Raw genomic sequence first — 24,645 nt, forward strand, 5'->3', positions numbered from 1 at the left:
GGCCGGCGCCCGGCGCCGGCCAGTCAGGGCGTACGTTTCGAGCGGCGGCTGTTCCATTCGCTATTTGCCAGCCACGACCAAAAGGAAGGCATGCAAGCCTTCGTCGACAAGCGCGTGCCGAATTTCCTGCACCGCTGATCCCCACTCGCAAAAGGTAGTCATCATGCATATCGGATTTCTCGGCCTCGGCAACATGGGCGGCCCAATGGCCCGCAACCTGCTCAAGGCTGGACACAGCCTGACCGTCTTCGATCCTTTCCCGCAGGCGGTCGCGACCCTGGTGGAGGCCGGTGCCAGCGCCGCTGACTCACCCGCCGCCGTGGCCAAAGCCAAGGTTGAGGTGATCATCACCATGTTGCCGACCGCCGACCATGTGAAGCAGGTCTATCGCGGCAAGGACGGCCTGTTGGCCAATATTGGCCAGGGCGTGCTGTTGATCGACAGTTCAACCATTGACCCGCTCAGTGCCCGCGAGGTGGCCAAATTCGCCCTTGCCCAAGGCAACCCGATGCTCGACGCGCCGGTATCCGGCGGCACCGGTGGCGCGACGGCAGGCACCCTGACCTTTATGGTCGGCGGCCCGGTCAGCGTATTCGACCAGGCCCTGCCAATCCTCTCGGCCATGGGCAGGAACATCGTGCACTGCGGCGCAGCAGGTAACGGCCAAGTGGCCAAGATCGCCAACAACATGCTGCTCGGCATCTCCATGGTTGGCGTCGCCGAGGCCATGGCCCTGGGTGTGGCCCTGGGCATGGACGCCAAGGTGCTGGCCGGTGTCATCGGCACCTCCACCGGTCGGTGCTGGAGCTCGGAGATCAACAATCCGTTCCCGGGCGTGCTGGAAAACGCTCCGGCCTCGCGTGGTTACAGTGGCGGCTTTGGTACCGCCCTGATGCTCAAGGATCTCGGCCTCGCCACCGAAGCAGCAAAACATGTGCGTCAGCCGGTGGTGCTCGGTGCTGCCGCCCAGCAGCTGTACCAGACCTTCAGCCTGCAAGGTAATGGCGGCCTGGACTTCTCCGCCATCATCAAACTGTTCCGTGGGGAAGCAAAAGCATGAGCGAGCAGCAAGCCCCGGTGCTGGCCAGTGTGCGCAACCGCATCGGGCACCTGACGCTGAATCGACCAAGTGCGTTGAACACCCTGGACCTGCCCATGGTGACACTGTTGTGCCGGTACCTGTGGGTCTGGGAACAGGACCCGGAGATCGTCGCCGTGACCCTTCGTGGCGCCGGGGAAAAAGCCTTCTGTGCGGGTGGCGACATCCGCATGCTGTACGACAGTCACAAGGCCGGCGACAACCTGCACGAGCTGTTTCTCGAGGAAGAGTACGCCCTGGATGAGTACCTGCACGGCTATTCCAAACCGGTGCTGGCGCTGCTCGATGGTTTCGTCCTCGGCGGCGGCATGGGCCTGGCCCAGGCCGCCTCGTTACGGGTGATCACCGAGCGCACGCGGATGGGCATGCCGGAAGTCGGCATCGGCTTTTTCCCCGATGTCGGCGGCAGCTATTTCCTGCCGCGCCTTCCGGGTGAGCTGGGTATCTATCTGGGGGTCACAGGTTGCCAGGTACGTGCCGCCGATGCCCTCTATGCCAACTTGGCTGACTACTGCCTGCCCAGTGAACAACTGGCCGAACTGGATGCCGCCCTGGATCAATTGAACTGGACCGGTGCGCCCGACGAAGACCTGCAAAACCTGCTCGCCCGCATGTCCACCGAACGTATTGCGGGATCGGAACTCAAGGCCTATCGCCAGGTGATCGATGAATATTTTTCCCTGCCCGATGTGCCGGCCATTCTCACCGCCCTGCAGCGCGAGCAACGTCCCGAGCTGCGCGACTGGGCCGAGCAGACGGCCAAACTGCTCGACAGCCGTTCGCCACTGGCGATGGCCGTGACCCTGGAATTGCTGCGTCGCGGCCGTTACCTGAGCCTGGCCGATTGCTTTGCCCTGGAGTTGCACCTGGACTATCAGTGGTTTGACAAAGGTGACCTGATCGAGGGCGTGCGCGCGTTGATCATCGACAAGGACAAAACCCCGCGCTGGAACCCGCCAACCCTGGCGGAACTGGCACCACCGCGGGTGCAATCCTTTTTCAGCGGCTTCCGCCCGGCCTCTGCAAACCCTCTTCGCACCGCCTGATCGGCAGGAGACACCGCAATGCACGATATCGAATTGACCGAAGAACAACGCATGATCCGCGACATGGCGCGCGACTTTGCCCGCAGCGAAGTCGGCCCGCATGCCCAAGCCTGGGAGAAGGCCGGCTGGATCGATGACGCCGTGGTGGCGCAGATGGGTGAACTGGGCCTGCTGGGCATGGTAGTGCCGGACACTTGGGGTGGCAGTTACACCGACTATGTGGCCTACGCCCTGGCCGTGGAGGAAATCTCGGCCGGCGACGGTGCCCTCGGCGCATTGATGAGTATCCACAATTCAGTGGGCTGCGGCCCCCTGCTGAAATATGGCAGCCCGACTCAGCAAGACGACTGGTTGCCGCTTCTGGCCAGCGGCCAGGCCATAGGCTGCTTCTGCTTGACCGAGCCTCAGGCCGGCACCGAAGCACACAACCTGCGCACCCGCGCCGAGCTGCATGATGGGCAGTGGGTGCTCAACGGTGCCAAGCAGTTCGTCAGTAACGGCGAGCGCGCCAAGCTGGCCATCGTTTTCGCCGTCACCGATCCGGAACAGGGCAAGAAGGGGCTGTCGGCCTTCCTGGTACCGACCGACAACCCTGGTTTCGTGGTCGACCGCCGTGAGCACAAAATGGGGATCAAGGCCTCGGATACCTGCGCAGTGACCCTGGACAATTGCATGATCCCCGAGGCTAACCTGCTGGGCGAACGCGGCAAGGGCCTGGCCATTGCCCTGTCCAACCTGGAAGGTGGCCGCATTGGTATCGCCGCCCAGGCCTTGGGCATCGCCCGCGCCGCTTTCGAAGCCGCGCTGGGGTATGCCCGCGAACGCGTCCAATTCGGCAAGCCGATCATTGAACACCAAAGCGTATCCAACTTGCTCGCCGATATGCACACCCGGCTCAATGCCACCCGACTGCTGGTGCTGCATGCCGCACGCCTGAAAAGCGCCGGGCAACCGTGTCTATCAGAAGCCTCGCAGGCCAAGCTGTTCGCCTCGGAAATGGCCGAGCGCGTGTGTTCCAGCGCCATGCAGATCCATGGCGGCTACGGCTACCTGGAGGATTATCCGGTTGAGCGTTACTACCGCGATGCACGCATCACCCAGATCTACGAAGGCACCAGCGAGGTCCAACGCCTGTTGATCGCCCGCGAGCTGGCCCACTACGCGCTCTGAGTCCCCCGTCCGGATGCGCCTGCCGCGTCCGGACGCCCTCTTTTCTGCCCCTCCTTGTGGAGTTGCCCATGCCCCGCTTGCGCAATATTCCCATCAACCGCCGACTGTGGTTGATCCTGCTGACGTCCATCCTGATGCTGCTGATTCTTGCCGGCATGATGCTCAAGCAGAGCTATGACAACTTGTATGCAGCCAAGGCGCTGAAAACCCGTCACGTGGTCGAGACGGCCAGCGGGATCCTGCGCCACTTCCAAAACCTGGAAGAACACGGGCTCAGTCGGGAACAGGCGCAGCAGCAGGCTATCGCGGTCATACGCGATCTGCGCTATGACCACGGGGACTACTTCTGGCTCGAAGACCTCGACACGCGCATGATCCTGCATCCCAATGCCAAGCTTGAAGGCAAGCGCATGGCTGGCACCCTCGACCCTGATGGCAAGGCGCTCTTCGACGAAATGGTTGCCGTGGCAAAACGCGACGGCTCAGGCCTGGTGAGTTACCGCTGGCCCAAGCCGGGTTCCGACGCGCCAGTGGAGAAGGTTTCCTACGTCGAACTGTTCAAGCCCTGGGGCTGGATCGTCGGCTCGGGTATCTACATTGACGACGTGCAAGTCGAGTTCCGCCGCCAGCTGGTACACACCTTCGTCATCCTGATAATGATCACGCTGCTGCTCAGCGCGCTGATCCTGCTGATTGCCCGCAGCATCGCCTCGCCACTGGCGCAAGCGGTCGATGCCATGCAGAACATCGCCAGCGGCGATGCCGACCTGACCCGCAACCTGGACAGCCAGTGGCGCGACGAGCTCACTGCCCTCAACGTCCACTTCAACGTGTTCACCAACAAGCTACGCACTGTGATCGGCCAGTCTATGCAGACCGCAGGCAGCCTGGACCAGGCCTCGCAATCACTCGCTGAGATTGCCAGCGATAGCCAGCGCCACAGCCAACAACAGTCCCAGCAGATGGAGTTGGTGGCCACCGCCATTCACGAGGTTTCTTACGCCGTGCAGGAAGTGGCGAAGAACGCCGAACACGCCGCCAACGAAGTACGCCAGGCCGATGAGCAGGCACGCCAGGGTCAGCACAATATTGACAACAGCCTGAGCCAGATCGACCAGTTGTCCGAGACCATCGGCCAGGCTGTCGAGGTGATCCAGAGCCTGGCCCAGGAAAGCACCCAGATCGGCAGTGTGCTGGAAGTCATTCGCGCCATCGCCGAGCAGACCAACCTGTTGGCGCTGAATGCCGCCATTGAGGCGGCGCGCGCTGGCGAACAGGGCCGCGGCTTCGCCGTGGTAGCAGACGAAGTGCGCCTGCTGGCCCAGCGCACTCAGCAGTCCATCGCACAGATCCAAGGCATGATCGAGCGCCTGCAGGGCAACTCGGAAGCGGCGGTGAAGGTCATCAATACCAGCAGCCAAGCCGCTCAACAAACCGTGGAACAGGCCCGCCGAACCGGTGAAAGCCTGCACCAGATTCTCAGCGCGCTGCGCAATCTCACCGAACTGAACGCCTCGATCGCCAGCGCCACCCTGGAGCAGTCCCATGTGGTCGAGGACATCAACCAGAATGTCACCCGTGCAGCTTCGCTGGCCCACAAAAATGCCCAGGCAGCAGGCCGGTCCAACGAGGCCAGCCAGGAACTGGGCCAACTGGCGGGTCAGCTGAATCGGCTGTTGGGGCAGTTTCGCGTATGAAGGGGATGGCGCTACCTGTCGAACTAGGGCACCACTCGCGCTACCTGGAAACCCGCCACAAGGCTCTCGAGCTGTTCGCCAGGTGTGGCTTCAGCCGGGTAAGCATGCGCGACCTCGCCACTTATCTGGGGATCAATGTCGGCTCCATTTACAACCACATCGATAGCAAGGAAGCACTGTTGTTCGAGCTGATCGAGGAACTCTACGAACAGTTGCTTCACGGCGCCAGCCTGGTGAATCGTCGCAAATCCGCACCGGCGGTACGACTGCATGGCCTGCTTGAGGCGCACCTCCTGCTACACGAGCGCATGGGGGCGCATTTCCGCCTGGCAGAGTACGACCTCCATTGCCTGAGCAGCGAACAGCATGCCTTGATCCTGACGCTGCGCCGACGCTACGAGGAGCACCTGGTGGAAACTATAGAGCAGCTCACCGGTAAACCGACCAATGCCACCCGGCGCGCCACCTTGAGCGGCATCGTGTCCCTCCTCAACCAACTGCCAGCCTGGGTTGGAGAGCCGCACGCAAGCAAGGGAGTACGCCGCAAGTTGCTGCATGACATGGTGATGAGTACCCTCCAGGGTGCGTTGCAGGCGACTCATACCTCAGGCTCTGAACTCTCGTCAAAGCCGGGCTAATGGCCGGACGCTGAACATTAATCTCATGCACAAAAAACGCCACTCATTGAGTGGCGTTTTTTGTGAATCCTGGGGCCTTTCTCAAGTTCGGCGCAGGAGTGTATGAGGTGCCACACCAAAGGCCTTGCGAAAAGCATGACTGTAATGGGAAAAATCGGAGAATCCGAAATCCAGTGCAGCTTGGGAAATGCTGCGTACCTGGCCGCGCTCTATAGCCTCACGACTGGCGATCAGGCGCTCTTTCCAGATCTCCGCAACCGGCGTTTTCTGGTAACGGGCGAAAGCGCGCGTGACGGTTCGCGTGGACACATAATGCACTTGAGCGATGCGCTCGATCGACAGGTCCGGATCGGTCAGATTCTGCTGGATGTAGTTCATGATCCGACCATAAAGATCCAGCTCCTCATGGGTCGTCTTCAAGTCCTGGAGTTCCAGGCTGATCGCCAGAAGATCCAGCAAGGTGTTGGAGAAGCGGCTGGAAAGCCCCCCGTCTTGAAAGCTTGCAGGAATGCTCGCCGCTTGGTGCAACATCTCGCGCAATGGAATCACCCCTGGACGGCGATCGTCCAGTACCACGGCTGTGCAGCCTGCAATACCTGGCAACCGCTGGCTGAGCAACTGTCTCGGAATGCGGACCAAGTGGTTTTCGGTACCACCCAGGCTGAATCGGAACGTCTGGGATGCGTCATAAAGAAACAAATTGTCCGCCGCCAGCGTTGCCCTGCGCCCTCCCTGCTCCAATTCACCATAGCCTCGCCGGGTGAAACCCAGCCATAGATCTTCATCAGGACCACTGCGCAAATGCTGGGGCGAACGCTCCCAAAAATGCAGTGGCGAGGACAGCGTACAGATCTCCAGCGGCCCCATGCCGTGCACCTCCAGCGCCCCGTCGAAATCGCTCTGCGTCAATGGTTTGCTGTCCGCCGCCAGGCAGTGACGGCATACCACTTCTTTCCAGTAATCAAAGCGACGTGGAGTCGCAACGGCGAGGGTTGAATACTGATTGCTATGACTCATGGCATTCACCTCACGGCGGCAGCTGAACAATAAGGGTGACGGTAACGTTAGCTCCCTGTTTAGCAAATAGCAGGCCACTCCACTTTTGTACTGCCAAGGTTATGTGCGCCTGAAATATCAGACCCTTGCGCTCGGGAAGGGGCTGTCACACGGACGACTCCTGCCCATTATCGATACATGCATTCGAAGTGCGCGCACCAATTAAGCTCATCGTGATCCTGTATTCAGGGCCTGTCCTTTCTAGCCAAACGGTTGTCCGTACGAGCCAAGCGTACCGTGCCGTCCCCGCCTAACTTCTACCCCACACCGTGCCCCTTCAACCACAACTGATGAGGTGTCCCATGCAACCGCCAGAGCAGCAGCGACAGTCCGATTCATCCTGGCTTTTGCAGAGGCGCGACTTGGCACCTGAAGAGTTCGCCACCTACCTGTTAGAGCTGGGGACACTGGCGCTGCGGCGTCGACTGGTTGCGCCAACCGTCAGACAGCCTCGTCCTTCGAAACGTTGAACAGATAACCGCATACCAAAAAAAACAAAGGAGCCCCCCATGGAATCTGCGATCGATAAGCACCTCAAATGCCCGCGGACGTTGTCTCGTCGCGTCCCCGATGAATACCAGCCCCCCTTCCCCATGTGGGTTGGGCGCGCCGATGAGCAACTGGAACAGGTGGTGATGGGATATTGGGGTGTGCAATACCGCGGGGAGGACCAGCGTGCAGCGGCCCTGCACGCCATGCGCCACATCGCCGCGAGCCTGGGTTTGCCCGACGGCCCCCTGAGCCATGACCTGACTCACCACACCGACAACAGCGGTTACGACAACCTGATGATCGTCGGGTACTGGAAAGACCCCGCCGCGTATTGCCGTTGGCTGCGCACACCCGAGGTAAGCCAATGGTGGTCGTCAGAGGATCGCCTGAACGACGGTCTCGGTTACTTTCGGGAGATCGTCGCGCCGCGGGCCGAGCAGTTCGAGACGCTGTATGGCTTTCGCGATGAGTTGCCCGGTCTTGGTGCCGTCATGGACACCATCAGTGACGACATCGAAGAACACGGTTACTGGGGATCGATGCGGGACCGCTTCCCGATTTCCCAGACCGACTGGATGGCTCCTTCCGGCGAACTGACGGTCATCGCAGGTGACCCGGCCAAAGGTGGGCGCGTGGTCGTGCAAGGCCACGACAATATCGCGCTGATCCGCTCCGGCCAGGACTGGGCGGATGCCGGCGAAGAAGAAAGATCGCTCTATCTCAACGAAATTCTGCCGACGCTGCAGGCGGGTATGGATTTCCTTCGCGACAGTGGCAAGGACCTGGGTTGCTACAGCAATCGCTTCGTGAATTACATCGACCTGGACGGCAATCTTCTGAACCTGAGCTACAACATCGGCCACTGGCGCTCCCTGGAAAAACTCGAGCGCTGGGCCGAATCCCATCCAACCCATCTGCGGATCTTCGTGACCTTCTTTCGGGTCGCCACCAGCCTGTCGAAGCTACGCCTCTATCACGAAGTCTCGGTATCCGACGCCAAGGATCAAGTGTTCGAGTACATCAACTGCCACCCGCAGACGGGCATGTTGCGTGACGCGGTAATCCCTAAAACCTGACGTCTGACGCTACCCGGCGTCCACGGGCGGACTTGATCCAAATTCCGCCCTGACACAGATCTCGCGTCCAAACAACTTTTGGCCCCCCAGCGCATGGGGTTGGGGGTCCTTTTGTCAGGAAATCGATCATGAAGTTGAGTCACTCTTTACTCGTGCTGTGCATGCTGCCCTTTGTCAAAAGCCAGGCCATCGAGATAGCTCCCGGTGATTTCGAACCATTGCCGGCCGGCGCCAACGCCTTGCTGCTCTACTACCAGCACGCCGACCGCTCGGATCTGTACCAGAACGGCCACAAGGTATCCGACGACGCCAGGCTCAGTTCGGACATCGGCATCCTGCGGTATGTGCACGCCATCGGCCTGTCAGAAAACCTCTCATGGGAACCGCAGATTCTGTTGCCTTTCGGCCAGATGAACGCCTCGGGAGATATCGGTGCCTTGGGCGATACCCGCGGCATCGGCGACCCGATCATCACCGCGCCGCTGAAGTGGACGCTGCCCACCGCGAACAAGGACATCTTCGCCTTGGCACCCTACCTGTACGTTCCGGTAGGGAGCTACGACAAGAACGATGCCTTGAACCTCGGCGAGAACCGCTGGCGCGCCACGCTACAGGCGGCGTACATCCACCATTTCTCCCCGAAATGGGCGCTGGACACGGTGGCCGAAGCCTCTTGGGTGTCGGCCAACAATGACTTCGGCCCGTCCGGGGCGAAGCTGGAAGAAAACACCCGCTACGAGTACCAGACCGCCGTGCGCTACAACTGGACCCCGAGCACCACCTTCGCCGTGGGCGGCGGCTACATCACCGGCTCGGCGACCACCGTCAACGGTGTCGATCAGCACGACGGGGTCTCCACCTCCTACGGGCGTTTTACCGTCACGCACTTCATCGAGCCCACGCTGCAGATTCAAGCCCAGATCGGCACCGACATCGAGGTCGAACAAGGCTTCAAGGAAGGCGCACGCCTGAACCTGCGCGTCTTGAAAGTGTTCTGAGCGCGCCACGCTTGGCAGGTTGTCCTTTTCAACCAAATGGCTGTCCTTCTCAGCCAAGCAAAGGCTGAGAAGGATGCCTAACTTGAACCCAGTTACCCACTTGATTGATGTCGCCCCAGGTGCCCGGCGCGAGGTGTTTTGCGAACACCTTCGAACGCTCCCGTACTGACCGAGCCGTTGTCGATCACAGACAAAAGAATAGGAAAATCATGGCCATTGTTCGCCCTACCCTCGACCAACTGCAAGACATCGCTGGCCGACTGAATATGCAGCTGACCCATGAGCAGGCAGCGGAATACCTGGCACTTATGCAGCCAAGTTTCGACGCCTATGACCTGGTCGACGAGTTGCCGGATTTCACCCCACCGGTGCGCTACGACCGCAGTTCCGGCTACCGCCCGTCTAACCCGCAAAACCTGCTCAACGCCTGGTATTACAGGACTGAAGTAAATGGTGCCCGTGAGGGCAAGCTTGTAGGCAAGACTGTTGCGCTCAAGGACAACATCTCCTTGGCTGGCGTCCCGATGATGAACGGAGCCTCAATCCTGGAAGGGTTTGTACCGTCGTTTGACGCAACCGTGGTGACCCGTTTGCTAGACGCCGGGACGACCATCCTGGGCAAGGCGACTTGTGAGCACTACTGTCTCTCCGGTGGCAGCCACACCTCTGATCCGGCGCCCGTACACAACCCATACCGGCACGGTTTCGCTGCCGGCGGATCCTCCTCCGGAAGCGCTGCATTGGTGGCAGCCGGCGAGGTGGACCTGGCGGTTGGCGGCGATCAAGGCGGCTCGATCCGCATCCCTTCAGCGTTCTGCGGCACCTATGGCATGAAGCCGACCCACGGTCTGGTGCCCTACACCGGAATCATGGCGATCGAGGCCACCATCGACCATGCCGGTCCAATCACCCGCAACGTGCGTGACAATGCGCTGATGCTGGAAGTCATGGCCGGTGCCGACGGGCTCGATCCTCGTCAGGCCGCCCCTCAAGTCGACGCCTATTGCGACTATCTGGAGCGAGGTGTGAGCGGACTGCGGATCGGCATCCTGCAGGAAGGCTTCCAGCTGGCCAACCAGGATCCACGCGTTGCCGACAAGGTACGCGGCGCCATCGCCCGACTCGAAGCCTTGGGAGCTCGCGTCGAAGAGGTCTCCGTTCCCGAGCACAACCTGGCAGGTTCGCTGTGGCACCCCATCGGCTGCGAAGGCCTGACCATGCAGATGATGCATGGCAATGGCGCAGGCTTTAACTGGAAGGGGCTCTACGACGTCGGTCTGCTGGATAAACAGGCCGGTTGGCGCGAACAAGCGGACGCATTATCCGCATCGCTCAAGCTGTGCATGTTCGTCGGCCAGTACGGTCTGGAACGCTACAACGGTCGTTTCTACGCCAAGGCTCAGAACATCGCACGCTTCGCCCGGGCCGGTTACGACAAGGCACTGCAGACCTACGACCTGCTGGTCATGCCGACCGTGCCGATCATCGCCCAGCCCCACCCCGAACCCGATTGTTCGATCACTGAGTACGTGGCCCGGGCACTGGAAATGATCGGTAACACCGCGCCGCAGGACATTACCGGCCATCCGGCCATGTCAATCCCGTGCGGTCTGGTGAACGGTCTGCCGGTGGGGCTGATGTTCGTCGGCAAACACTATGCCGAAGGCACGATTTACCAGGCGGCGGCAGCGTTCGAGGCCGATGTCGACTGGAAGACGTTGTAAGGCTGCCTCCCCCCAAACCTCCCGGACATCAATAAAAAACCGGGGACTGTTCTTCACTTTTTTGACCGTATTAAATCGATGAGGAGTTACACCATGAGCGCCACTGTATCCCCAGCATCCACTTCGACGCCCAGCGAGCGGGCGTGGGCCTTGTTCAAGGTTATGAAAGACAAGGAACTGATTCCAGAGGGCTATATCGAGCAGCTGACCGATTTGATGGAGCACCAATGGAGCCCGGAAAACGGCGCCCGTGTAGTCGCCAAGGCCTGGGTCGATCCACAGTTCCGGGAGCTGTTGCTCAGAGACGGTACTGCAGCGTGCGCGCAGTTCGGTTTCACCGGCCCGCAAGGCGAATACATCGTGGCCCTGGAGGATTTGCCGCAGCTGAAAAATGTCATCGTCTGCAGCCTGTGCTCCTGCACCAACTGGCCGGTCCTGGGGTTACCGCCGGAGTGGTACAAGGGTTTTGAGTTCCGTGCACGCCTGGTTCGTGAAGGACGCACCGTGCTGCGTGAGATGGGCACAGAGTTGCCAAGCGATGTGGTCGTCAAAGTCTGGGACACCAGCGCAGAAAGCCGCTACCTGGTCCTGCCCTTAAGGCCCGAAGGCTCCGAGCACATGAGTGAAGAAGAGCTTCAGAAACTGGTGACCAAGGATGTGCTGATCGGGGTTGCCCTGCCCCGCGTACGTTGACCCAAAGACTCTTCATCTTCTAACTTTCGGAGGTTTTTATTATGGATGGCTTTCACGATCTCGGTGGTTTTCAAGGCTTTGGCAAGGTTCCCCATGTCATCAATAGCCAGGATTACAAACAAGTCTTCAAACAGGAATGGGAGCACCTGGCTTACAGCCTGATGTTTATCGGTGCCGACCAGTTGAAAAAATTCAGCGTCGATGAAATACGTCACGCCGTCGAACGACTCGATGTCCGCCAGCACGTTGGCACGCAATATTACGAACGCTACGTCATCGCCACGGCCACGTTGCTGGTCGAAACCGGCGTCATTACCCAGGAAGAACTCGATTTGGCATTGGGTTCAACCTTCAAATTGGCCAATCCTCCCCATGACAAGGGCCGCCCCGCCATCACCGGCCGCCCGCCATTTGAAGTGGGCGACCGGGTAGTGGTTCGCGACGAATACGTGGCCGGCCACGTGCGCATGCCGGCCTATGTGCGCGGCAAGGAAGGCATCGTCCGACACCGCACCTCGGAAAAATGGCCATTCCCGGATGCCATCGGCCACGGCGATTTGAGCGCGGCGCACCAGCCCACCTACCACGTTGAATTCCAGGTGAAGGATCTGTGGGGCGATGCTGCGGATGATGGTCTGGTGGTGGTCGACCTGTTCGAAAGCTACCTGGACAAGGCCGTCGATGCGAAAACGGTGGCCGCATGATTGACGGGGCCCTGTCGGGCCGGCTGCCGGTGACGGTCCTTTCAGGCTTCCTCGGCTCCGGCAAGACGACCCTGCTCAACCACATCCTGCGCAATCGCGCAGGCATGCGGGTGGCGGTCATCGTCAACGACATGAGCGAAGTCAACATCGACGCCGAGGACGTAGCGCGCAATGTGTCGCTGCACCGCGGCAGCGATGAACTGGTCGAGATGAGCAACGGTTGCATTTGCTGCACGCTGCGCGCTGACCTGCTTGAGCAGATCAGCCTGCTGGCGCGTCAGCAGCGCTTCGATTACCTGCTGATCGAGTCCACCGGAATCTCCGAGCCGATGCCGGTCGCCGAGACCTTCGCCTTCCTCGACTCGCAAGGTTTCAGTCTGAGCGAACTGGCGCGGCTCGACACCTTGGTCACCGTCGTCGACGGTAGCAACTTCCAGGCGCTGTTGGCCTCGCGGGACACCGTTGGCGGCGAGGACGAAACGGGCACGCCATTACGCCACTTGTCCGATCTGCTGATCGAACAGGTGGAGTACGCCAACGTCATCCTCGTCAGCCGGTTGGACCTGATAGGCGAGAAAGGCTTTCTGGAACTGAGCGCCCTCCTCGCGGGCCTCAATCCGAAGGCGGAAATCCTGCCCATGACCCACGGTGCCGTCGATCTGTCGAAGATCCTCGACACTGGCCGCTTTGATTTGCCGAGTCTGGTGCAGTCACCCGGCTGGATGAAAAGCCTGGAAGCCAGTGACGAGCATCCACCCGAGTCGGACACCTATGGAATTGCTTCCTGGGTGTATCAGGAGCGTGCGCCATTCCATCCGCAACGGCTGCTGGAGTTCCTGCAGTTGCCCTGGCAAAACGGGCGACTACTGCGTTGCAAAGGCTACTTCTGGGTTGCCAGTCGGCATCTGGACATCGGCATGCTGGTGCAAAGTGGCGGGCAATTTCGTTGGGACTATGTCGGGCGCTGGTGGACATTCATCGCGCAATCACAATGGCCTCAGGATGACTATCGCCGCGGAGGGATAATGGCCAAATGGGACGAGATCACCGGGGATTGCCGGCAGGAAATCGTCTTCATCGGTCAGGGTCTCGACCTGGATATGTTGAAGCGGCAACTGGACGCCTGCCTGCTGACCCCGGAAGAGATCATGGACGGTCCACAGACATGGCCAACCTTGCCAGGCGCAACATCCTTCGACCTCAAGGCATTGTCGCCCTGACCGCTCGGCAGTCTGCCTGGCAATGCACCACTTTAGCGAAGCCCGGCAAGCCTCGTTATAACCTTTGACTTCAATTTCACGGACTGAGAGGCGCTGACTCAGACATAAGAGCGGTGAATACCGTTGGTTCCGCGGCCGTGGCCAGACCCGACGCGCGGCTGACGGTTCGCCTATGACCTTGAACGCCCAATGGCGCTCAACTGCAACAAATCACCGCGCTCGTTATGGACGCATAGCAAATGCGCAGAAGGAAAAATGTAGGGATATTCGGCATGAGATAGAGGATGCGGCGGATCTAGAGATCACTGATTTCGGGCAGCCTCCTCAATCAGGAAGCAGAAACGTCTCGCCCCAGGACAGGACGTTAAGAGCTACGCAGTACTGACGTTTTAGGCAGGATTTCGATGTACGTTTTAACGCACAAGAAAAACGTGGTTGGTAGTTGTTTTCAGCAAAACTCGCTGGAGCAAAAAAGAAGCCGAAGCGTCTCTTTTCAACGCTTCCGGTCGAGGATTGGGGCCTACTTTTCCTCGATCTGAATGCTCAATCTTCCCAGGGTCAATGCTCTGTTGCGCCTGGCCGACAGCAATTGAGGGGACGCGGCCGTACGGCGGTTTCGGCACCAGATCCAGGTTTCCCGGTGAGCCACCGAATCGCTCAGAGCGGAAACGCCCATTTCGGGCTCACGTTCGGATCACACACCCTCTCGGCGCGAACTTCGGAGGGGTGCTCTAGGCAATGGACGCAAGAGTCAGGGTCAGGGTCAAAGCTGGCGACGCCTTGATCATGCGTATCGACAAAGCGGGCCTCATACGCACTGAGCTTTAAAAGCTATAAACAACCTCCTACACTGCTGAACACCCGCTCACACCGTATCTGCGCAGCCTCGCTTTCCTGCCGGCCTCTGCATCGCCCTCCCATTAGGATCACCGACATGCGCCTGTCCGATTTTATTCTTGAGAACCTTGAGCCGATTCTGCAGGCCTGGGAAGATTTCGCCAGAACCATTGAGACGCCGGGTGCGGACCTCGATAGTGAAGCTCTGCGAGATCATGCCGAACAGATGTTGCGGGCAATTGTAAGTGACCTGCGAACAAAGCAGACGAAGCGAGAGCAAGCGGCCAAGTCTCAAGGCCAAGCCCCTTCAGATGATGAAGAAACCGCAGCTGAAACGCATGCAATGACGCGGCTAATGGCAGGTTTCACGATCGATCAAATGGTGTCGGAATATCGAGCACTAAGAACGAGTGTCGTCAGTCAGTGGATGAGGCAAGTGAAGGATGGCACGCCGATTAATGTCGACGACATGACCCGATTCCATGAGGCCATCGATCAGGCTCTCGCCGAATCCATTGCCAGTTACTCACGCGCGGTGGAGGCGTCACGCAACGTATTTTTAGGCATTCTCGGCCACGACCTGCGCACCCCGCTTGGAGCAATCTTGCTGGGTGCCGATATGTTGAGGCGCTCAGAAGGGGCCGGAGCCCGGGCTACCAAGGTTGCCAATCAGATATATACAAGCGTGCGGCGAGCGAGCCAAATTGTTGGAGACCTACTTGATTTAACACGCTGCCAAATGGGCCCAGGCATTCCTGTCAAAACGACGGATCTAGATCTCTCGCACGTTTGCGAACGTGTTGTCGAAGAAATCCGAGCGTCTCATCCAGAGGCGATTGTCTTGTTCGACGCGAAGACTCCAGTTCAAGGGCAATTCGATGGCGCCAGAATGGAACAAGTCTTCTCGAATGTAATCAGCAACGCTGTACAGCATGGAGATAATCAACTCCCTATCAAGGTGGAGTTAGAGACCTCAGAAGACTGCGCTATTTTTACCGTCCATAACAGTGGAGAGCCCATACCAGAGGACGTTCTCCCGTTTATATTTAACCCTATGGGTCGTTTCTCTCAGCGATCTGCAATTGATCACGGGCCGACAGAGGGGCTGGGCTTGGGCCTGTTCATCGCGTCAGAGATCGTGGCATCACATAACGGTTCAATCGATGTCAGTTCTGACTCAAGTGGAGGCACCACTTTTCTAGTCAAGCTTCCAATTACTGAATCGCCCCAGCTTAAGTAGACACTTTACCGCGGGTCACCCAACAGATTTGTGTCGATTGAAGCCTCAAATATTAGGGGCGTTAGTCGTATCCCGGATTGGATTTAAAACCATCACCCCATCCCACTATCAATGTTTAACTTGTCGCCAACCCCAAACCACATATCTGAGGGTGGCGAAAGGAAAAAATCGACCCATAGCTGCCGGTGAGCACCGACAGAAATCGGCCAGAAGCGGACGGTGGACGGAGCGATAGCAAATGAGTAGCTATGCTTGGTCTACTGCCGAAACTGATTGAGCAGATTGTTATCCACCAAGCCCGTGAAGGCGTTATTACCCCACTTGGGGTCCAATTAGAGTCAGGCCCAAAGAGGAGTCCGCCATGACCTTAGTCGATCGCCTCAGGTATTTACGTGTCGTTCTAATTTTGGCTGGCCTCGCCTGCCTTGCTCTCTACCCACTTATGTTGTTCTGGCCGTCCGGCTGGGCCTGGCACGTCGGTCACTCGGACTACCCGATGATGATCGTTGGCATCTACGCCACACTTGGCGTGTTCTTGATCCTGGCCGCACGTGATCCATTAGCCAATCTGAGCCTGATCTGGTTCACCGTGTGGTCTAGCGCCGTACACGGAGCAATCATGGCCGTCCAGACGGTCACCCAACCGGGGCAAATGGGGCACTTGGCAGGTGACGTGCCGGCGCTCTTCATCGTGACGGTTGCCTTGGCCATCTTGACGCCCCGCTCGCAATTGGCCGCTCGGCCCGGGACACACAATCGGGCCTGAGAGCAGGCATGAAACTACTTTCATCCCGGGTATGCTCACTTGCAAGGCCAGCGCGTCAACGTTAAGGTCTGCGTCATGACTACGCCACGCATCGAATCGACCACAACCTTCACGACCGCCACAGGCGGGTCGTGGGAGGTTGTGTGAGTTAAAACAACGCATAACCCCGAAGACCCGCCAGTGATGGACCGGGTCTTTTTTTTGCCCCCGGATTTATTGGCACAACGTAAGGAAACGCACATGTATGCACTACTGATTCTCGACATGCAGGTAGGGCTCGTTCACGGCCCGGACAGGCCCTGGGGCAGTGAAGCGCTTCTCGATACATTGAACAGGCTAATCAGAAACGCACGGGAGGCCGGCGCCCCAATCTTTCTCGCTCGCCACCTGGGTCCGGCCGGATCTCCTATTGAGCCGGGCAGTCCGCTCACCGAGCTTGTCCCAGAGTTGCAGCTAATGGGTGACGAAGTGATTTTTGAGAAAAATCGTCCCAACGCCTTTGTGGCGACCGGGTTGGCCGGTCAGCTACGCGAACGCGACTGTGAAGGCATCGTCGTGACAGGAATGAAAACTCAATACTGCGTAGACAGTACTTGCCGTGCTGCCCGCGATTTAGGCTTCGATGCTGTACTCATCGCCGATGGACATACCTGCTCTGATACTCCAACGCTTAATGCAGAGGCCATCATTGCCCACCACAATGCAACCTTGGCGGGGCCATTCTGCCGAGTCGTTCAGGCTGATGAATGGAGTTTTTAGGACACTCCCCTGATCGACCCAAGCCAAGGGTCGATCAGACCGCGTGGGTGCCGACGCGACGGCTGATATCTTACCCGCACACCAGATCGCGTCCGATCGACGCTGAGCCCATCAAGGAAGATAAAAACAATGAAAATACTATTCATCGCTTCGCTAGGAATTTTATCGCTGACTCAAACTTCAATAGGCTTCGCGGATAATGCCAATGGAAAAAATCTCTATCTACAGCGATGCAGCATGTGCCACGGAACAGATCTCAAGGCAACAGGACCACTGGCCAATAAAAGCAATCCGCCTACGCCTGATCTAACAACGTCCGCTTTCAAAAAGCGATTGAATGATTATCCAGGCGTGATTGTCTCTTCGATAATACTTCGCCCAAATGGCGACTTGATTCCAAGAACCTTGCGTGAGAATGGTGTAAAGCTTTTGCCGCACTCATGGAGCGTTAAGGACCTGCGCGATTTGAATCAATACATGGGTGGTGTGATTTCACAAAAACGATGACCTTTAAAGTGCCTGGTCCTGTCGCCAGCGCTTGACTCTGTCCCTTGGGGCAACCCCTACCCTGCCTTGTCCATTTCAGGTTCCGCCGTCAGCGGATAAGGCAATCCATGAATATGTTATCGCTGGTCAGAAAAAAACAGCCAAGCGCACTGCGTTGCCGGCAGAGTTTCCACGCACGCCGATCCATCACGAACCGGACAACACCTACTGCCCATGTGGCTGCGCACTGAAACGTATCGGTGAAGACGTCAGCGAGAAGCTGGACTACACGCCCGGCGTGTTTACCGTTGAACGCCATGTCCGTGGCAATTGGGTATGCGATGACTGCGAAACGCTGATCCAGGTACCCCGTTCCGGCGCAGGTCATCGACAAGGGCATCCCGACCGTAGGGTTGCTAGCCCACGTCATGATCGCGAAGTTTGCTGACCATCTGCCTCTTTACCGTCAGGAATCGATTTTCGGTCGAGCTGGCTTGGCGATTCCACGTTCAACTTTGGCTCAATGGGTTGGCGTGACTGGCTTGCAGTTACAGCCTCTGGTGGATGCGTTGCGGGACGTAGTGCTCGGGCAGCAGGTTATCCATGCCGATGAAACACCCGTGCAGATGCTCGTTCCAGGCTCAAAGAAAACCCACCGTTCTTATGTTTGAGCCTACGCCACCAGCCAGTTCTCGGACTTGGCAGCGGTGGTTTATGACTTCAGCCCCAGCCGCGCCGGAAAACATGCACGTAACTTCCTGCAAGACTGGAAGGGCAAGCTGGTGTGCGACGATTTTGGCGGCTACAAAGCCAGTTTTGAACTCGGCGTCACCGAGATCGGTTGCATGGCCCATGCGCGGCGCAAGTTTTTTGAGCTGCACGCCACCAACAAGAGCCAGCCCGCCGAGCAGGCCCTGCGTTATATCCAGTTGCTTTACGAAATCGAACGTGAAGTCCACGACCTAGAGCCGGATTTACGGCGCCGAAAACGGCAAGAAAAAGCGGTACCGGTGATGGATATGCTGCATGCTTGGATAATTGCCCAGCGTGATCTCGTGCCTGAAGGCTCAGCCATCAGCAGAGCATTGGATTACAGCCTGAAACGCTGGGCAGCGCTGTCGCGCTACCTTGATGACGGGACCGTACCCATTGACAATAATTGGGCAGATAACCAGATCCGGCCGTGGGCTCTTGGACGCAAGAACTGGCTCTTCGCAGGATCGCTACGCAGCGGACAACGGGCGGCGGCGATCATGAGCCTGATCCAATCGGCGCGGCTCAACGGGCATGAACCGTATGCTTATTTGAAGGACGTCCTTACGCGCCTGCCGACGCAGCGAGCGAGTGAGATTACGCAACTGCTGCCGCATAGCTGGACTCCCGCCTAATAACGTAAGCTGGGGATGTACGGATGCTCACGTTGAAACTCCACATGGAAGACTTGGAATGACTCGAATTATTGAAATCCTGATGTACACCTTAAAGCCAGGATCGGGATTGGACTTTCATCAAGTAATGCAGAATGTAAGTGTTCCGCTTCACCTAGAAGCTGGCATAGATGTCGTTTCTTATGGCAGCTCATTACATGATTGTGACAGCTATCACCTGATTCGTTCCTATGAAAGCGAGAGCCATCGCCAAGTATCTCAAGATGCTTTTTACGCAAGCGATGCCTGGAAACAGGGCCCGAGAGAGGACATTATCAGTCGGATTGAAATCAGTACAACGACAGTTATGGCGCTCGCTCAAGACGTAATTGATGCCATCAGAGCTTCCGTAGATCTATCTAGAACCGAAGCTCGATCCGCGTAGCTGACATCGACAAAGGCAGACCCCGTAGCCTTAAACACGGGGATCAGGAGATGTGTTGGCCGGACGGTTACGCCTATCGCGAGGTTGCAATGGGAAGTTTGGTAGCCGTTCCTATCGACTATTCGATATTTCTAAGCGTTGAGGCAAAACTATTGGTGAAATCCGGACGGCCGCTGACTGTTCCCGCTCAAGAGCTGCTGAATTGGATGTTGCAGCGCCCGCCAATGTTTGCCTCGGACAAATAAGCACAATGCCTGGCGTCTCCAAAAAAAACCGGAGCCTGATGGAGACTCCGGGTTTTCTGTGAACTGATTAGTCAATAATTAGCTGGCTTTATCCTTCGGGCCGAACGATCTATCTGAATTGAGCGCGACTGGTGAGGTTACTCCGCAAGTGTGACCTTCGCAGTGTGAGTCCTGCGCGCGCGCATGATTCGGAAGGCTAAGAAACCGGCGACGGCGAAGGCGGCATTCAGAGCAACCATCGGTAAGGCCGAGTCGTCCTGAAGTCGACTGAGCAATAGGCCGGAAATAGTCGCGCCAGCCATCTGGGCAAAGCCGATAAAGCCCGCCGCCAGCCCTGCGCGATTCGGGTTGGGAATCACCGCGCCCGCGACCGCCCCCGGCAAGACCATGCCCGCGCCCAAAGTCAGCACCATCTGTGGCAGCATTAGACCAATCACTGATGGGCCAATAAGTTCATGAAATACCAGGACCAGGCTGGCGCCGACCGCAACTAGGCTGGTGCCGATACCCACGATTTTTTCCGGACCGAACTTCATGATGGTACGGTTGGTAAAGATCGCGCCAGCGATCATCCCCGAAACGATGCCGCCGAAAACTAGGCCATACTGGGTCGGGCTCAAGCCGAGTTGACCAACAAACACTCGCGAGGAAGCGGCGATAAAGCAGAACATCGCGCCGTAGGTGCAGGCAATGGCAATGGAAAAGCTGCGCAAGGATGAGCCTTTAAGTAACAGGGCGTAGTTGCTCAGAAGCGTTTTTAACCGACCCGCTTGTGGGTCGCGTTGCAAATTGGTCTCCTTGTAGAACAGCGAGGCGATCAGTGCAAGCGCGCCAAACAATACAGTCGCGAACACAACCGCGCGCCACCCTCCGGCGTGGGTAGCGATCAGTCCACCAAGCGCCGGTGAGAGCATGATTGCACGTGGTGACAATATGTTGCTCGGCGAAACAGGATGTCGAATTTACCAGGTTCATCAGTTAATACCCGCATGACGCAATTCGGATCGCCGACATGTGCATGCAGAGTCCGCCAATAAATCGACCGCAGTCGAACGACCCGACCTAGCCTTCTTCGGTCATCAACCGTTACCAACGCTCCTTCCTGGGCTTGGCACCAAAGGCGACGGTGTCCACCTGATTTGAACTGACTAACAAAGTTGGATGATTACTCATCTATGCCTGAGCGTCCTGATTTCTGTTTTCGACAGGGCTTAGGTCGTTGAACTTCAGTCTGAATACTGAATGTACTCGTCGATGCCTGCGTGAAGCCCATCAAGGTCGTTACATTTTCAGATAGATTGCTGTAGGACGTTTCGCTAAAAGCAAAACGCGCCGTAGGATCTGTCCTTACGTCACGGGGGCTATCAGCCAAATCCCACCACTCGTTGTTCATGCAACTGCTGCAACATTGACAATCCGTTATTGAAGAACTCCGGTGATTCGGTCATTCCCGCCTCGCCTGCCAATGCTTGCAAATGCGCCCGCCCATCCAACCTGGGGAATTGCTCGATGCGTTGCAACAATCGAAAGGCCCAAGGGCTCAAGCTAGAAAATTTCACACTAAAGTCCAGATCACGACGCACCAACAGCAAAGTTGGCTGATCCAGCGGCGCATCGGGCTGAAAATCCGGCCCCACCAACTGCACCGGCCAGACATACGCCAACGGCCACGCCAATGACGAGACCTGTAACGGACTATCCAACAACGACTCGCTTTCACCGGATAACAATGGCTCGGCCTCGGACTGTTGCAAAGCCATTTCCACCCATTCGTAGTGCGCAAGCTCCACCATAAACGGTGGCCACGACCCACCGGCCAGTGCTGCAGGCTCAGAGGCGAGAAACTCCACGAACTCCTCAGCGATCTCGCCGAATTTCGGCGTGTGAGCTCGGTAGTCACGCAGGAAAATCCGCACCAGTGCCCGCCACTGTTGGTCACCGAGGATCTTCACCAGCACCGGAAAAGTGCCGCTGATCAACGTCGACAGGTTGGCGAATACTAGGTCGCGATAAATCTGCGCCCGCGCCGGGTCCATCTCGGGTGGTGGCGCGCAGTGGTCGGGATCGCGCAGGTACAGGCCCATGCTGTTTTGTTGCTCGTGCAGTGAACGTTTAGGCACAGTTCATCTCCCCAACCTGCAAATGGCGAATGGTGTCCAGTTCGGCAATTAATTCGGAAAATGCCGGGAAGTTGAAGTCCCGCTCCAGCAAAGTCGGTTGCGCACCAAACCGGGCGTAGGCCTCAGCCAGCAACGACCACACCGCCGGTTTGACTGAGGCGCCATGGGTATCGATTTTCAAAGTGTCCGACTGATCGAAGTGTCCAGCGATGTGCATGGCCACCACGCGCCCGGCATCGATGCCGGCCAGGAATGCATGTGGATCGAAGCCGTGGTTGATCGAATTGACGTAGACGTTGTTGACGTCCAGCAACAGGTCGCAATCGGCCTCGCGCAGCACCGCATTGGTGAACGTTACTTCGTCCATGTCCTGTTGTGGCACGGCGTAATAGGAGACGTTTTCCACCGCCAGCCGACGGCCGAGAATGTCCTGGGCCTGAAGGATGCGAGCGGCGACGTGATGCACTGCCTCTTCGGTAAAGGGTAGCGGCAACAGATCGTAGAGATGACCGTCGTCGCTGCAGTAACTTAAATGCTCGCTGTATAGCGGCACGTTGTAGTGATCCAGGAAACCCCTCACTTCTTGCACAAAACCGATATCTAGCGGCGACGGCCCGCCCAGTGAAAGCGACAAGCCATGACACGACAACGGATAACGCTCGGCCAATCTGCGTAACGCTGCGCCATGGGCACCGCCAATGCCGATCCAGTTTTCCGGCGCGACTTCGAGAAAGTCGAAATGACCGGCCGGAGCAGCCAATAGGTCATTCATTAAACCGCGTCGCAAGCCGAGCCCGGCGCTGGCTTTGGCTTTGGCGCAAGAGATGAGGGTGTGCATGGTATCGATCTCAAAGTTATCGGTACGGGCTCACAGTTAACCGTAACCGTGTATCGGCCCTGTGTTGCGCACCGCTGGAAAACCGCAGGACTTGTATCGCCGGCGGGTTTGTACACATTGCGGTACAGCCCCGCCGGTGCGCGTTACGCCAAGTCGTACTTCTCGCGCACAAAATGGCCGATGCCGATGCGATCCAGCACAATCATCGGGCACAGGAACGTCACGCGCACGGTGCCCGGCAAGCGACTGATATCGATGGAGCCGGTAATCGTGGCGCGGTTGAGCACTTCGTCATAAGGCAAGCCGGTGACGGCAGCCGCACGCTGCAAGCCGTTTTCGACCGCAATGTTAAGGTTTTCGCCACTGCCAATGAACGTGATCGGCCCGCTCTGCTCGATCTCGTGCTGGCCCCAGCGCTCCCCCAGCTCGCGGACTTTCTGAAGCTGCCTGGCATTCATCGGCCGAGCCATGGGCGGCAAGTCGTCGAGGTTTTGCAGCAGGATAGGCCCTTCCAGCGTCAGGTTCTTCACCACTTCCACCACCACTTCGGTTTCCCCGGAGCAGTCGGTGGCATGCCCGGCGATCTCGCCATTGCCCTGCTGGGCGTGCATGTCGCCCATGTACACGCCGGCGCCTGGCACTTTGACCGGGCAGATCAACACGCACCCCTCGCGGATCGAGTTGGTGTCCATGTGACCGTCAGTCTTGGCCGCGTGCAATTCTTCGCGGGTCATGCCGAAACGGTGCGGCGCGCCGATCAGGTACTGGCCGAAATCGGCGCAGTTGTGCGAGTCGGGCAAATCACGGGACGGCGTGGTGCCGATGTTGCCGAGGAATGGCCGCATGTGCGCCGCCACTCCGGGAATGTCTGCGCGCGCCAGGGACAGGATCGAATGTTGCGCGGCGAATTCCGGCAACGCCGACATCTCGGCTGCGTTACCGGCCAGTTGATTGGCGACGTCCTGATTGACGGTCAGGCTGACCTGATTCTGCGCATCGAACACGATCACATAGCCATGGCTGAAGCGAAACGCGCTGACCTCTGCGCCACAGGTGTTACAGCGAATCGAATCCTCGCCAATGCCTTCGACATGGCTGGCTGGATGTTCGGTGCCGCACTTGGCGCAGAATTTGGAGACGAACGGATCGCCGTGGTAGCGACCTTCAACGAAGCTCATCACCCCGGACGAAGTGGCCAGCGAGGTGACGCGCATGCGTTTGATCTTGATCGCCACCGCGTCGCCGATTTCCGCACCGGCAATGGCCACCGGTTGCGTCACTTCATGGCCACCCTCGAAGGCCGGCGTGATCATCGGCCCCCAACAGCCCGGCGGTGTACCGGTGATCAAGGTGCCGCCGTCGGCCAGTGGCCCGAGCATCGGCTGGCTTGGGCCGATGATGCCGTTGGTGTAGTGATCGACCCGTAGGCGATGGACCGGCGTGGCATTGAGATTGGTTTCAGGCACAAATGTTGTCATTGTGGTCCCCTTGACCGCATCAGGCGCGGAACAGAGTCAGGAGCGAACGGCCGTCGATGAATGCGGCCAAGGAAGGTGGCCCGCATAGTTCAGCGCAGATTTGTATCTGGTCTGTGTTCGACCATGCGCCTGAGTTATAGGGACTGTATCGAGAGTCCGGTTAGATACAGAGAGATACAAACCTATGGTCAACACCTTGTCGGAGCTGGCTTGCCCGCGAGGTGGCCGGGACACGTTGCACCTTCGGCGGCTGATACACCGCCCTTGTGGGCAAGTCAAATCGTAGAGCTAAGCAGGTGAACTCAGCGCAAAGTCCTGATCATCTCCGTACGCTGGGTGGGGGGCATCGCTCAGTAAGCGTTCTTATCCACCTGATCGATTGGAATAGCGCCTCGACGATACTCGGTGTTGCTCATTGCTGGGGCGCTCTTATACCTATTATCTAGTATCC

21 protein-coding genes and 2 pseudogenes are annotated in these 24,645 nt (G+C 58.2%); 18 read left to right on the forward strand and 5 right to left on the reverse strand.

The window, feature by feature from the left end; translation table 11 throughout:
- Positions 1–21: 21 nt before the first annotated feature.
- The 6 genes and pseudogenes from AC3WP4_RS00520 to AC3WP4_RS00545 all read left to right on the forward strand — a co-directional run.
- Positions 22–138, forward strand: a pseudogene (locus AC3WP4_RS00520) (enoyl-CoA hydratase); the annotation flags it as partial.
- 25 nt (positions 139–163) lie between these two features.
- Positions 164–1,060: a 3-hydroxyisobutyrate dehydrogenase gene (gene mmsB / locus AC3WP4_RS00525; protein WP_102616560.1), complete on the forward strand. Its 897-nt coding sequence runs from the start codon at positions 164–166 to the stop codon at positions 1,058–1,060.
- Positions 1,057–2,145: an enoyl-CoA hydratase/isomerase family protein gene (locus AC3WP4_RS00530; protein ID WP_102616561.1), complete on the forward strand. Its 1,089-nt coding sequence runs from the start codon at positions 1,057–1,059 to the stop codon at positions 2,143–2,145. The genes mmsB and AC3WP4_RS00530 overlap by 4 nt, the downstream gene beginning before the upstream one ends.
- Before the next feature lie 18 nt (positions 2,146–2,163).
- Complete coding sequence (locus AC3WP4_RS00535; RefSeq protein ID WP_102616562.1) at positions 2,164–3,315, forward strand: acyl-CoA dehydrogenase family protein; 1,152 nt, start codon at positions 2,164–2,166, stop codon at positions 3,313–3,315.
- Between the two features lie 68 nt (positions 3,316–3,383).
- Positions 3,384–5,012: a methyl-accepting chemotaxis protein gene (locus tag AC3WP4_RS00540; RefSeq protein WP_102616563.1), complete on the forward strand. Its 1,629-nt coding sequence runs from the start codon at positions 3,384–3,386 to the stop codon at positions 5,010–5,012.
- A complete protein-coding gene (locus AC3WP4_RS00545) occupies positions 5,009–5,650 on the forward strand; it encodes a TetR/AcrR family transcriptional regulator (RefSeq protein WP_076030814.1) in 642 nt (213 codons plus the stop codon). Before AC3WP4_RS00540 ends, AC3WP4_RS00545 begins: the two co-directional genes overlap by 4 nt.
- Before the next feature lie 81 nt (positions 5,651–5,731).
- Here the strand turns inward: AC3WP4_RS00545 and AC3WP4_RS00550 are convergent, their stop codons facing one another.
- Positions 5,732–6,667, reverse strand: a complete 936-nt coding sequence (locus AC3WP4_RS00550; protein WP_102616564.1) for an AraC-like ligand-binding domain-containing protein — start codon at positions 6,665–6,667, stop codon at positions 5,732–5,734.
- A gap of 548 nt (positions 6,668–7,215) precedes the next feature.
- On the opposite strand from AC3WP4_RS00550, the gene oxdA reads away from it, so the two are divergent.
- From oxdA to AC3WP4_RS00610, 12 genes and pseudogenes are all read left to right on the forward strand, one after another.
- Positions 7,216–8,274 carry an aliphatic aldoxime dehydratase gene (gene oxdA / locus AC3WP4_RS00555; protein ID WP_102616565.1) on the forward strand — a complete coding sequence of 353 codons (1,059 nt, stop codon included), beginning with the start codon at positions 7,216–7,218 and terminating at the stop codon, positions 8,272–8,274.
- Between the two features lie 128 nt (positions 8,275–8,402).
- A complete protein-coding gene (locus AC3WP4_RS00560; RefSeq protein WP_076030812.1) occupies positions 8,403–9,272 on the forward strand; it encodes a transporter in 870 nt (289 codons plus the stop codon).
- A 209-nt stretch (positions 9,273–9,481) separates the two neighbouring features.
- On the forward strand, positions 9,482–10,996 hold the full coding sequence (locus tag AC3WP4_RS00565) for an amidase (protein WP_102616566.1): 1,515 nt from the start codon (positions 9,482–9,484) through the stop codon (positions 10,994–10,996).
- A 93-nt stretch (positions 10,997–11,089) separates the two neighbouring features.
- Positions 11,090–11,689, forward strand: coding sequence for a nitrile hydratase subunit alpha (gene nthA, locus AC3WP4_RS00570; protein WP_102616567.1), 600 nt, complete (start codon positions 11,090–11,092; stop codon positions 11,687–11,689).
- Positions 11,690–11,730: 41 nt separating this feature from the next.
- On the forward strand, positions 11,731–12,393 hold the full coding sequence (nthB, locus tag AC3WP4_RS00575; RefSeq protein WP_074877475.1) for a nitrile hydratase subunit beta: 663 nt from the start codon (positions 11,731–11,733) through the stop codon (positions 12,391–12,393).
- The gene (locus AC3WP4_RS00580; protein WP_102616568.1) at positions 12,390–13,613 is read left to right on the forward strand and encodes a GTP-binding protein; all 1,224 of its coding nucleotides are present in this window, start codon (positions 12,390–12,392) and stop codon (positions 13,611–13,613) included. Before nthB ends, AC3WP4_RS00580 begins: the two co-directional genes overlap by 4 nt.
- A gap of 934 nt (positions 13,614–14,547) precedes the next feature.
- Entirely contained in the window at positions 14,548–15,690 is a 1,143-nt protein-coding gene (locus AC3WP4_RS00585; protein ID WP_074877491.1) for a sensor histidine kinase, read from the forward strand.
- Positions 15,691–16,051: 361 nt separating this feature from the next.
- A complete protein-coding gene (locus tag AC3WP4_RS00590) occupies positions 16,052–16,456 on the forward strand; it encodes a DUF6632 domain-containing protein (protein ID WP_102616569.1) in 405 nt (134 codons plus the stop codon).
- 240 nt (positions 16,457–16,696) lie between these two features.
- Entirely contained in the window at positions 16,697–17,215 is a 519-nt protein-coding gene (locus tag AC3WP4_RS00595) for a cysteine hydrolase family protein (protein ID WP_102616570.1), read from the forward strand.
- A 129-nt stretch (positions 17,216–17,344) separates the two neighbouring features.
- Positions 17,345–17,722 carry a c-type cytochrome gene (locus tag AC3WP4_RS00600; RefSeq protein ID WP_074877497.1) on the forward strand — a complete coding sequence of 126 codons (378 nt, stop codon included), beginning with the start codon at positions 17,345–17,347 and terminating at the stop codon, positions 17,720–17,722.
- 142 nt (positions 17,723–17,864) lie between these two features.
- Positions 17,865–19,089 (forward strand): annotated as a pseudogene (tnpC, locus tag AC3WP4_RS00605) (IS66 family transposase); the annotation flags it as partial.
- 58 nt (positions 19,090–19,147) lie between these two features.
- A complete protein-coding gene (locus AC3WP4_RS00610; protein ID WP_102616571.1) occupies positions 19,148–19,513 on the forward strand; it encodes an NIPSNAP family protein in 366 nt (121 codons plus the stop codon).
- A 382-nt stretch (positions 19,514–19,895) separates the two neighbouring features.
- Here AC3WP4_RS00610 and AC3WP4_RS00615 read toward each other — a convergent pair whose 3' ends face one another.
- The 4 genes from AC3WP4_RS00615 to AC3WP4_RS00630 all read right to left on the reverse strand — a co-directional run bounded on the left by AC3WP4_RS00615 (position 19,896) and on the right by AC3WP4_RS00630 (position 24,194).
- A complete protein-coding gene (locus AC3WP4_RS00615) occupies positions 19,896–20,672 on the reverse strand; it encodes an MFS transporter (protein WP_146011614.1) in 777 nt (258 codons plus the stop codon).
- A 450-nt stretch (positions 20,673–21,122) separates the two neighbouring features.
- Entirely contained in the window at positions 21,123–21,878 is a 756-nt protein-coding gene (locus tag AC3WP4_RS00620; protein WP_074877503.1) for an HvfC family RiPP maturation protein, read from the reverse strand.
- Positions 21,871–22,716 (reverse strand): HvfB family MNIO-type RiPP peptide maturase, encoded by an 846-nt coding sequence (locus tag AC3WP4_RS00625; RefSeq protein ID WP_102616573.1) that lies wholly within the window; start codon positions 22,714–22,716, stop codon positions 21,871–21,873. The genes AC3WP4_RS00620 and AC3WP4_RS00625 overlap by 8 nt, the downstream gene beginning before the upstream one ends.
- Positions 22,717–22,859: 143 nt before the next feature.
- On the reverse strand, positions 22,860–24,194 hold the full coding sequence (locus tag AC3WP4_RS00630; protein ID WP_102616574.1) for an acetamidase/formamidase family protein: 1,335 nt from the start codon (positions 24,192–24,194) through the stop codon (positions 22,860–22,862).
- Positions 24,195–24,645: the final 451 nt, after the last annotated feature.

The sequence above is a fragment of the Pseudomonas sp. FW305-20 genome (assembly GCF_058788075.1).

Bases quoted from the DNA above. Each gene is read 5' to 3' on its own strand.
- mmsB (WP_102616560.1), top strand. From the start codon at position 164: ATGCATATCGGATTTCTCGGCCTCGGCAACATGGGCGGCCCAATGGCC.
- AC3WP4_RS00590 (WP_102616569.1), top strand. From the start codon at position 16,052: ATGACCTTAGTCGATCGCCTCAGGTATTTACGTGTCGTTCTAATTTTG.
- oxdA (WP_102616565.1), top strand. From the start codon at position 7,216: ATGGAATCTGCGATCGATAAGCACCTCAAATGCCCGCGGACGTTGTCT.
- AC3WP4_RS00625 (WP_102616573.1), bottom strand. From the start codon at position 22,716: ATGCACACCCTCATCTCTTGCGCCAAAGCCAAAGCCAGCGCCGGGCTC.
- AC3WP4_RS00540 (WP_102616563.1), top strand. From the start codon at position 3,384: ATGCCCCGCTTGCGCAATATTCCCATCAACCGCCGACTGTGGTTGATC.
- AC3WP4_RS00535 (WP_102616562.1), top strand. From the start codon at position 2,164: ATGCACGATATCGAATTGACCGAAGAACAACGCATGATCCGCGACATG.
- AC3WP4_RS00550 (WP_102616564.1), bottom strand. From the start codon at position 6,667: ATGAGTCATAGCAATCAGTATTCAACCCTCGCCGTTGCGACTCCACGT.
- AC3WP4_RS00580 (WP_102616568.1), top strand. From the start codon at position 12,390: ATGATTGACGGGGCCCTGTCGGGCCGGCTGCCGGTGACGGTCCTTTCA.
- AC3WP4_RS00585 (WP_074877491.1), top strand. From the start codon at position 14,548: ATGCGCCTGTCCGATTTTATTCTTGAGAACCTTGAGCCGATTCTGCAG.
- AC3WP4_RS00560 (WP_076030812.1), top strand. From the start codon at position 8,403: ATGAAGTTGAGTCACTCTTTACTCGTGCTGTGCATGCTGCCCTTTGTC.
- AC3WP4_RS00595 (WP_102616570.1), top strand. From the start codon at position 16,697: ATGTATGCACTACTGATTCTCGACATGCAGGTAGGGCTCGTTCACGGC.
- AC3WP4_RS00615 (WP_146011614.1), bottom strand. From the start codon at position 20,672: ATGCTCTCACCGGCGCTTGGTGGACTGATCGCTACCCACGCCGGAGGG.
- AC3WP4_RS00600 (WP_074877497.1), top strand. From the start codon at position 17,345: ATGAAAATACTATTCATCGCTTCGCTAGGAATTTTATCGCTGACTCAA.
- nthA (WP_102616567.1), top strand. From the start codon at position 11,090: ATGAGCGCCACTGTATCCCCAGCATCCACTTCGACGCCCAGCGAGCGG.
- AC3WP4_RS00630 (WP_102616574.1), bottom strand. From the start codon at position 24,194: ATGACAACATTTGTGCCTGAAACCAATCTCAATGCCACGCCGGTCCAT.
- AC3WP4_RS00565 (WP_102616566.1), top strand. From the start codon at position 9,482: ATGGCCATTGTTCGCCCTACCCTCGACCAACTGCAAGACATCGCTGGC.
- AC3WP4_RS00530 (WP_102616561.1), top strand. From the start codon at position 1,057: ATGAGCGAGCAGCAAGCCCCGGTGCTGGCCAGTGTGCGCAACCGCATC.
- AC3WP4_RS00545 (WP_076030814.1), top strand. From the start codon at position 5,009: ATGAAGGGGATGGCGCTACCTGTCGAACTAGGGCACCACTCGCGCTAC.
- AC3WP4_RS00610 (WP_102616571.1), top strand. From the start codon at position 19,148: ATGACTCGAATTATTGAAATCCTGATGTACACCTTAAAGCCAGGATCG.
- nthB (WP_074877475.1), top strand. From the start codon at position 11,731: ATGGATGGCTTTCACGATCTCGGTGGTTTTCAAGGCTTTGGCAAGGTT.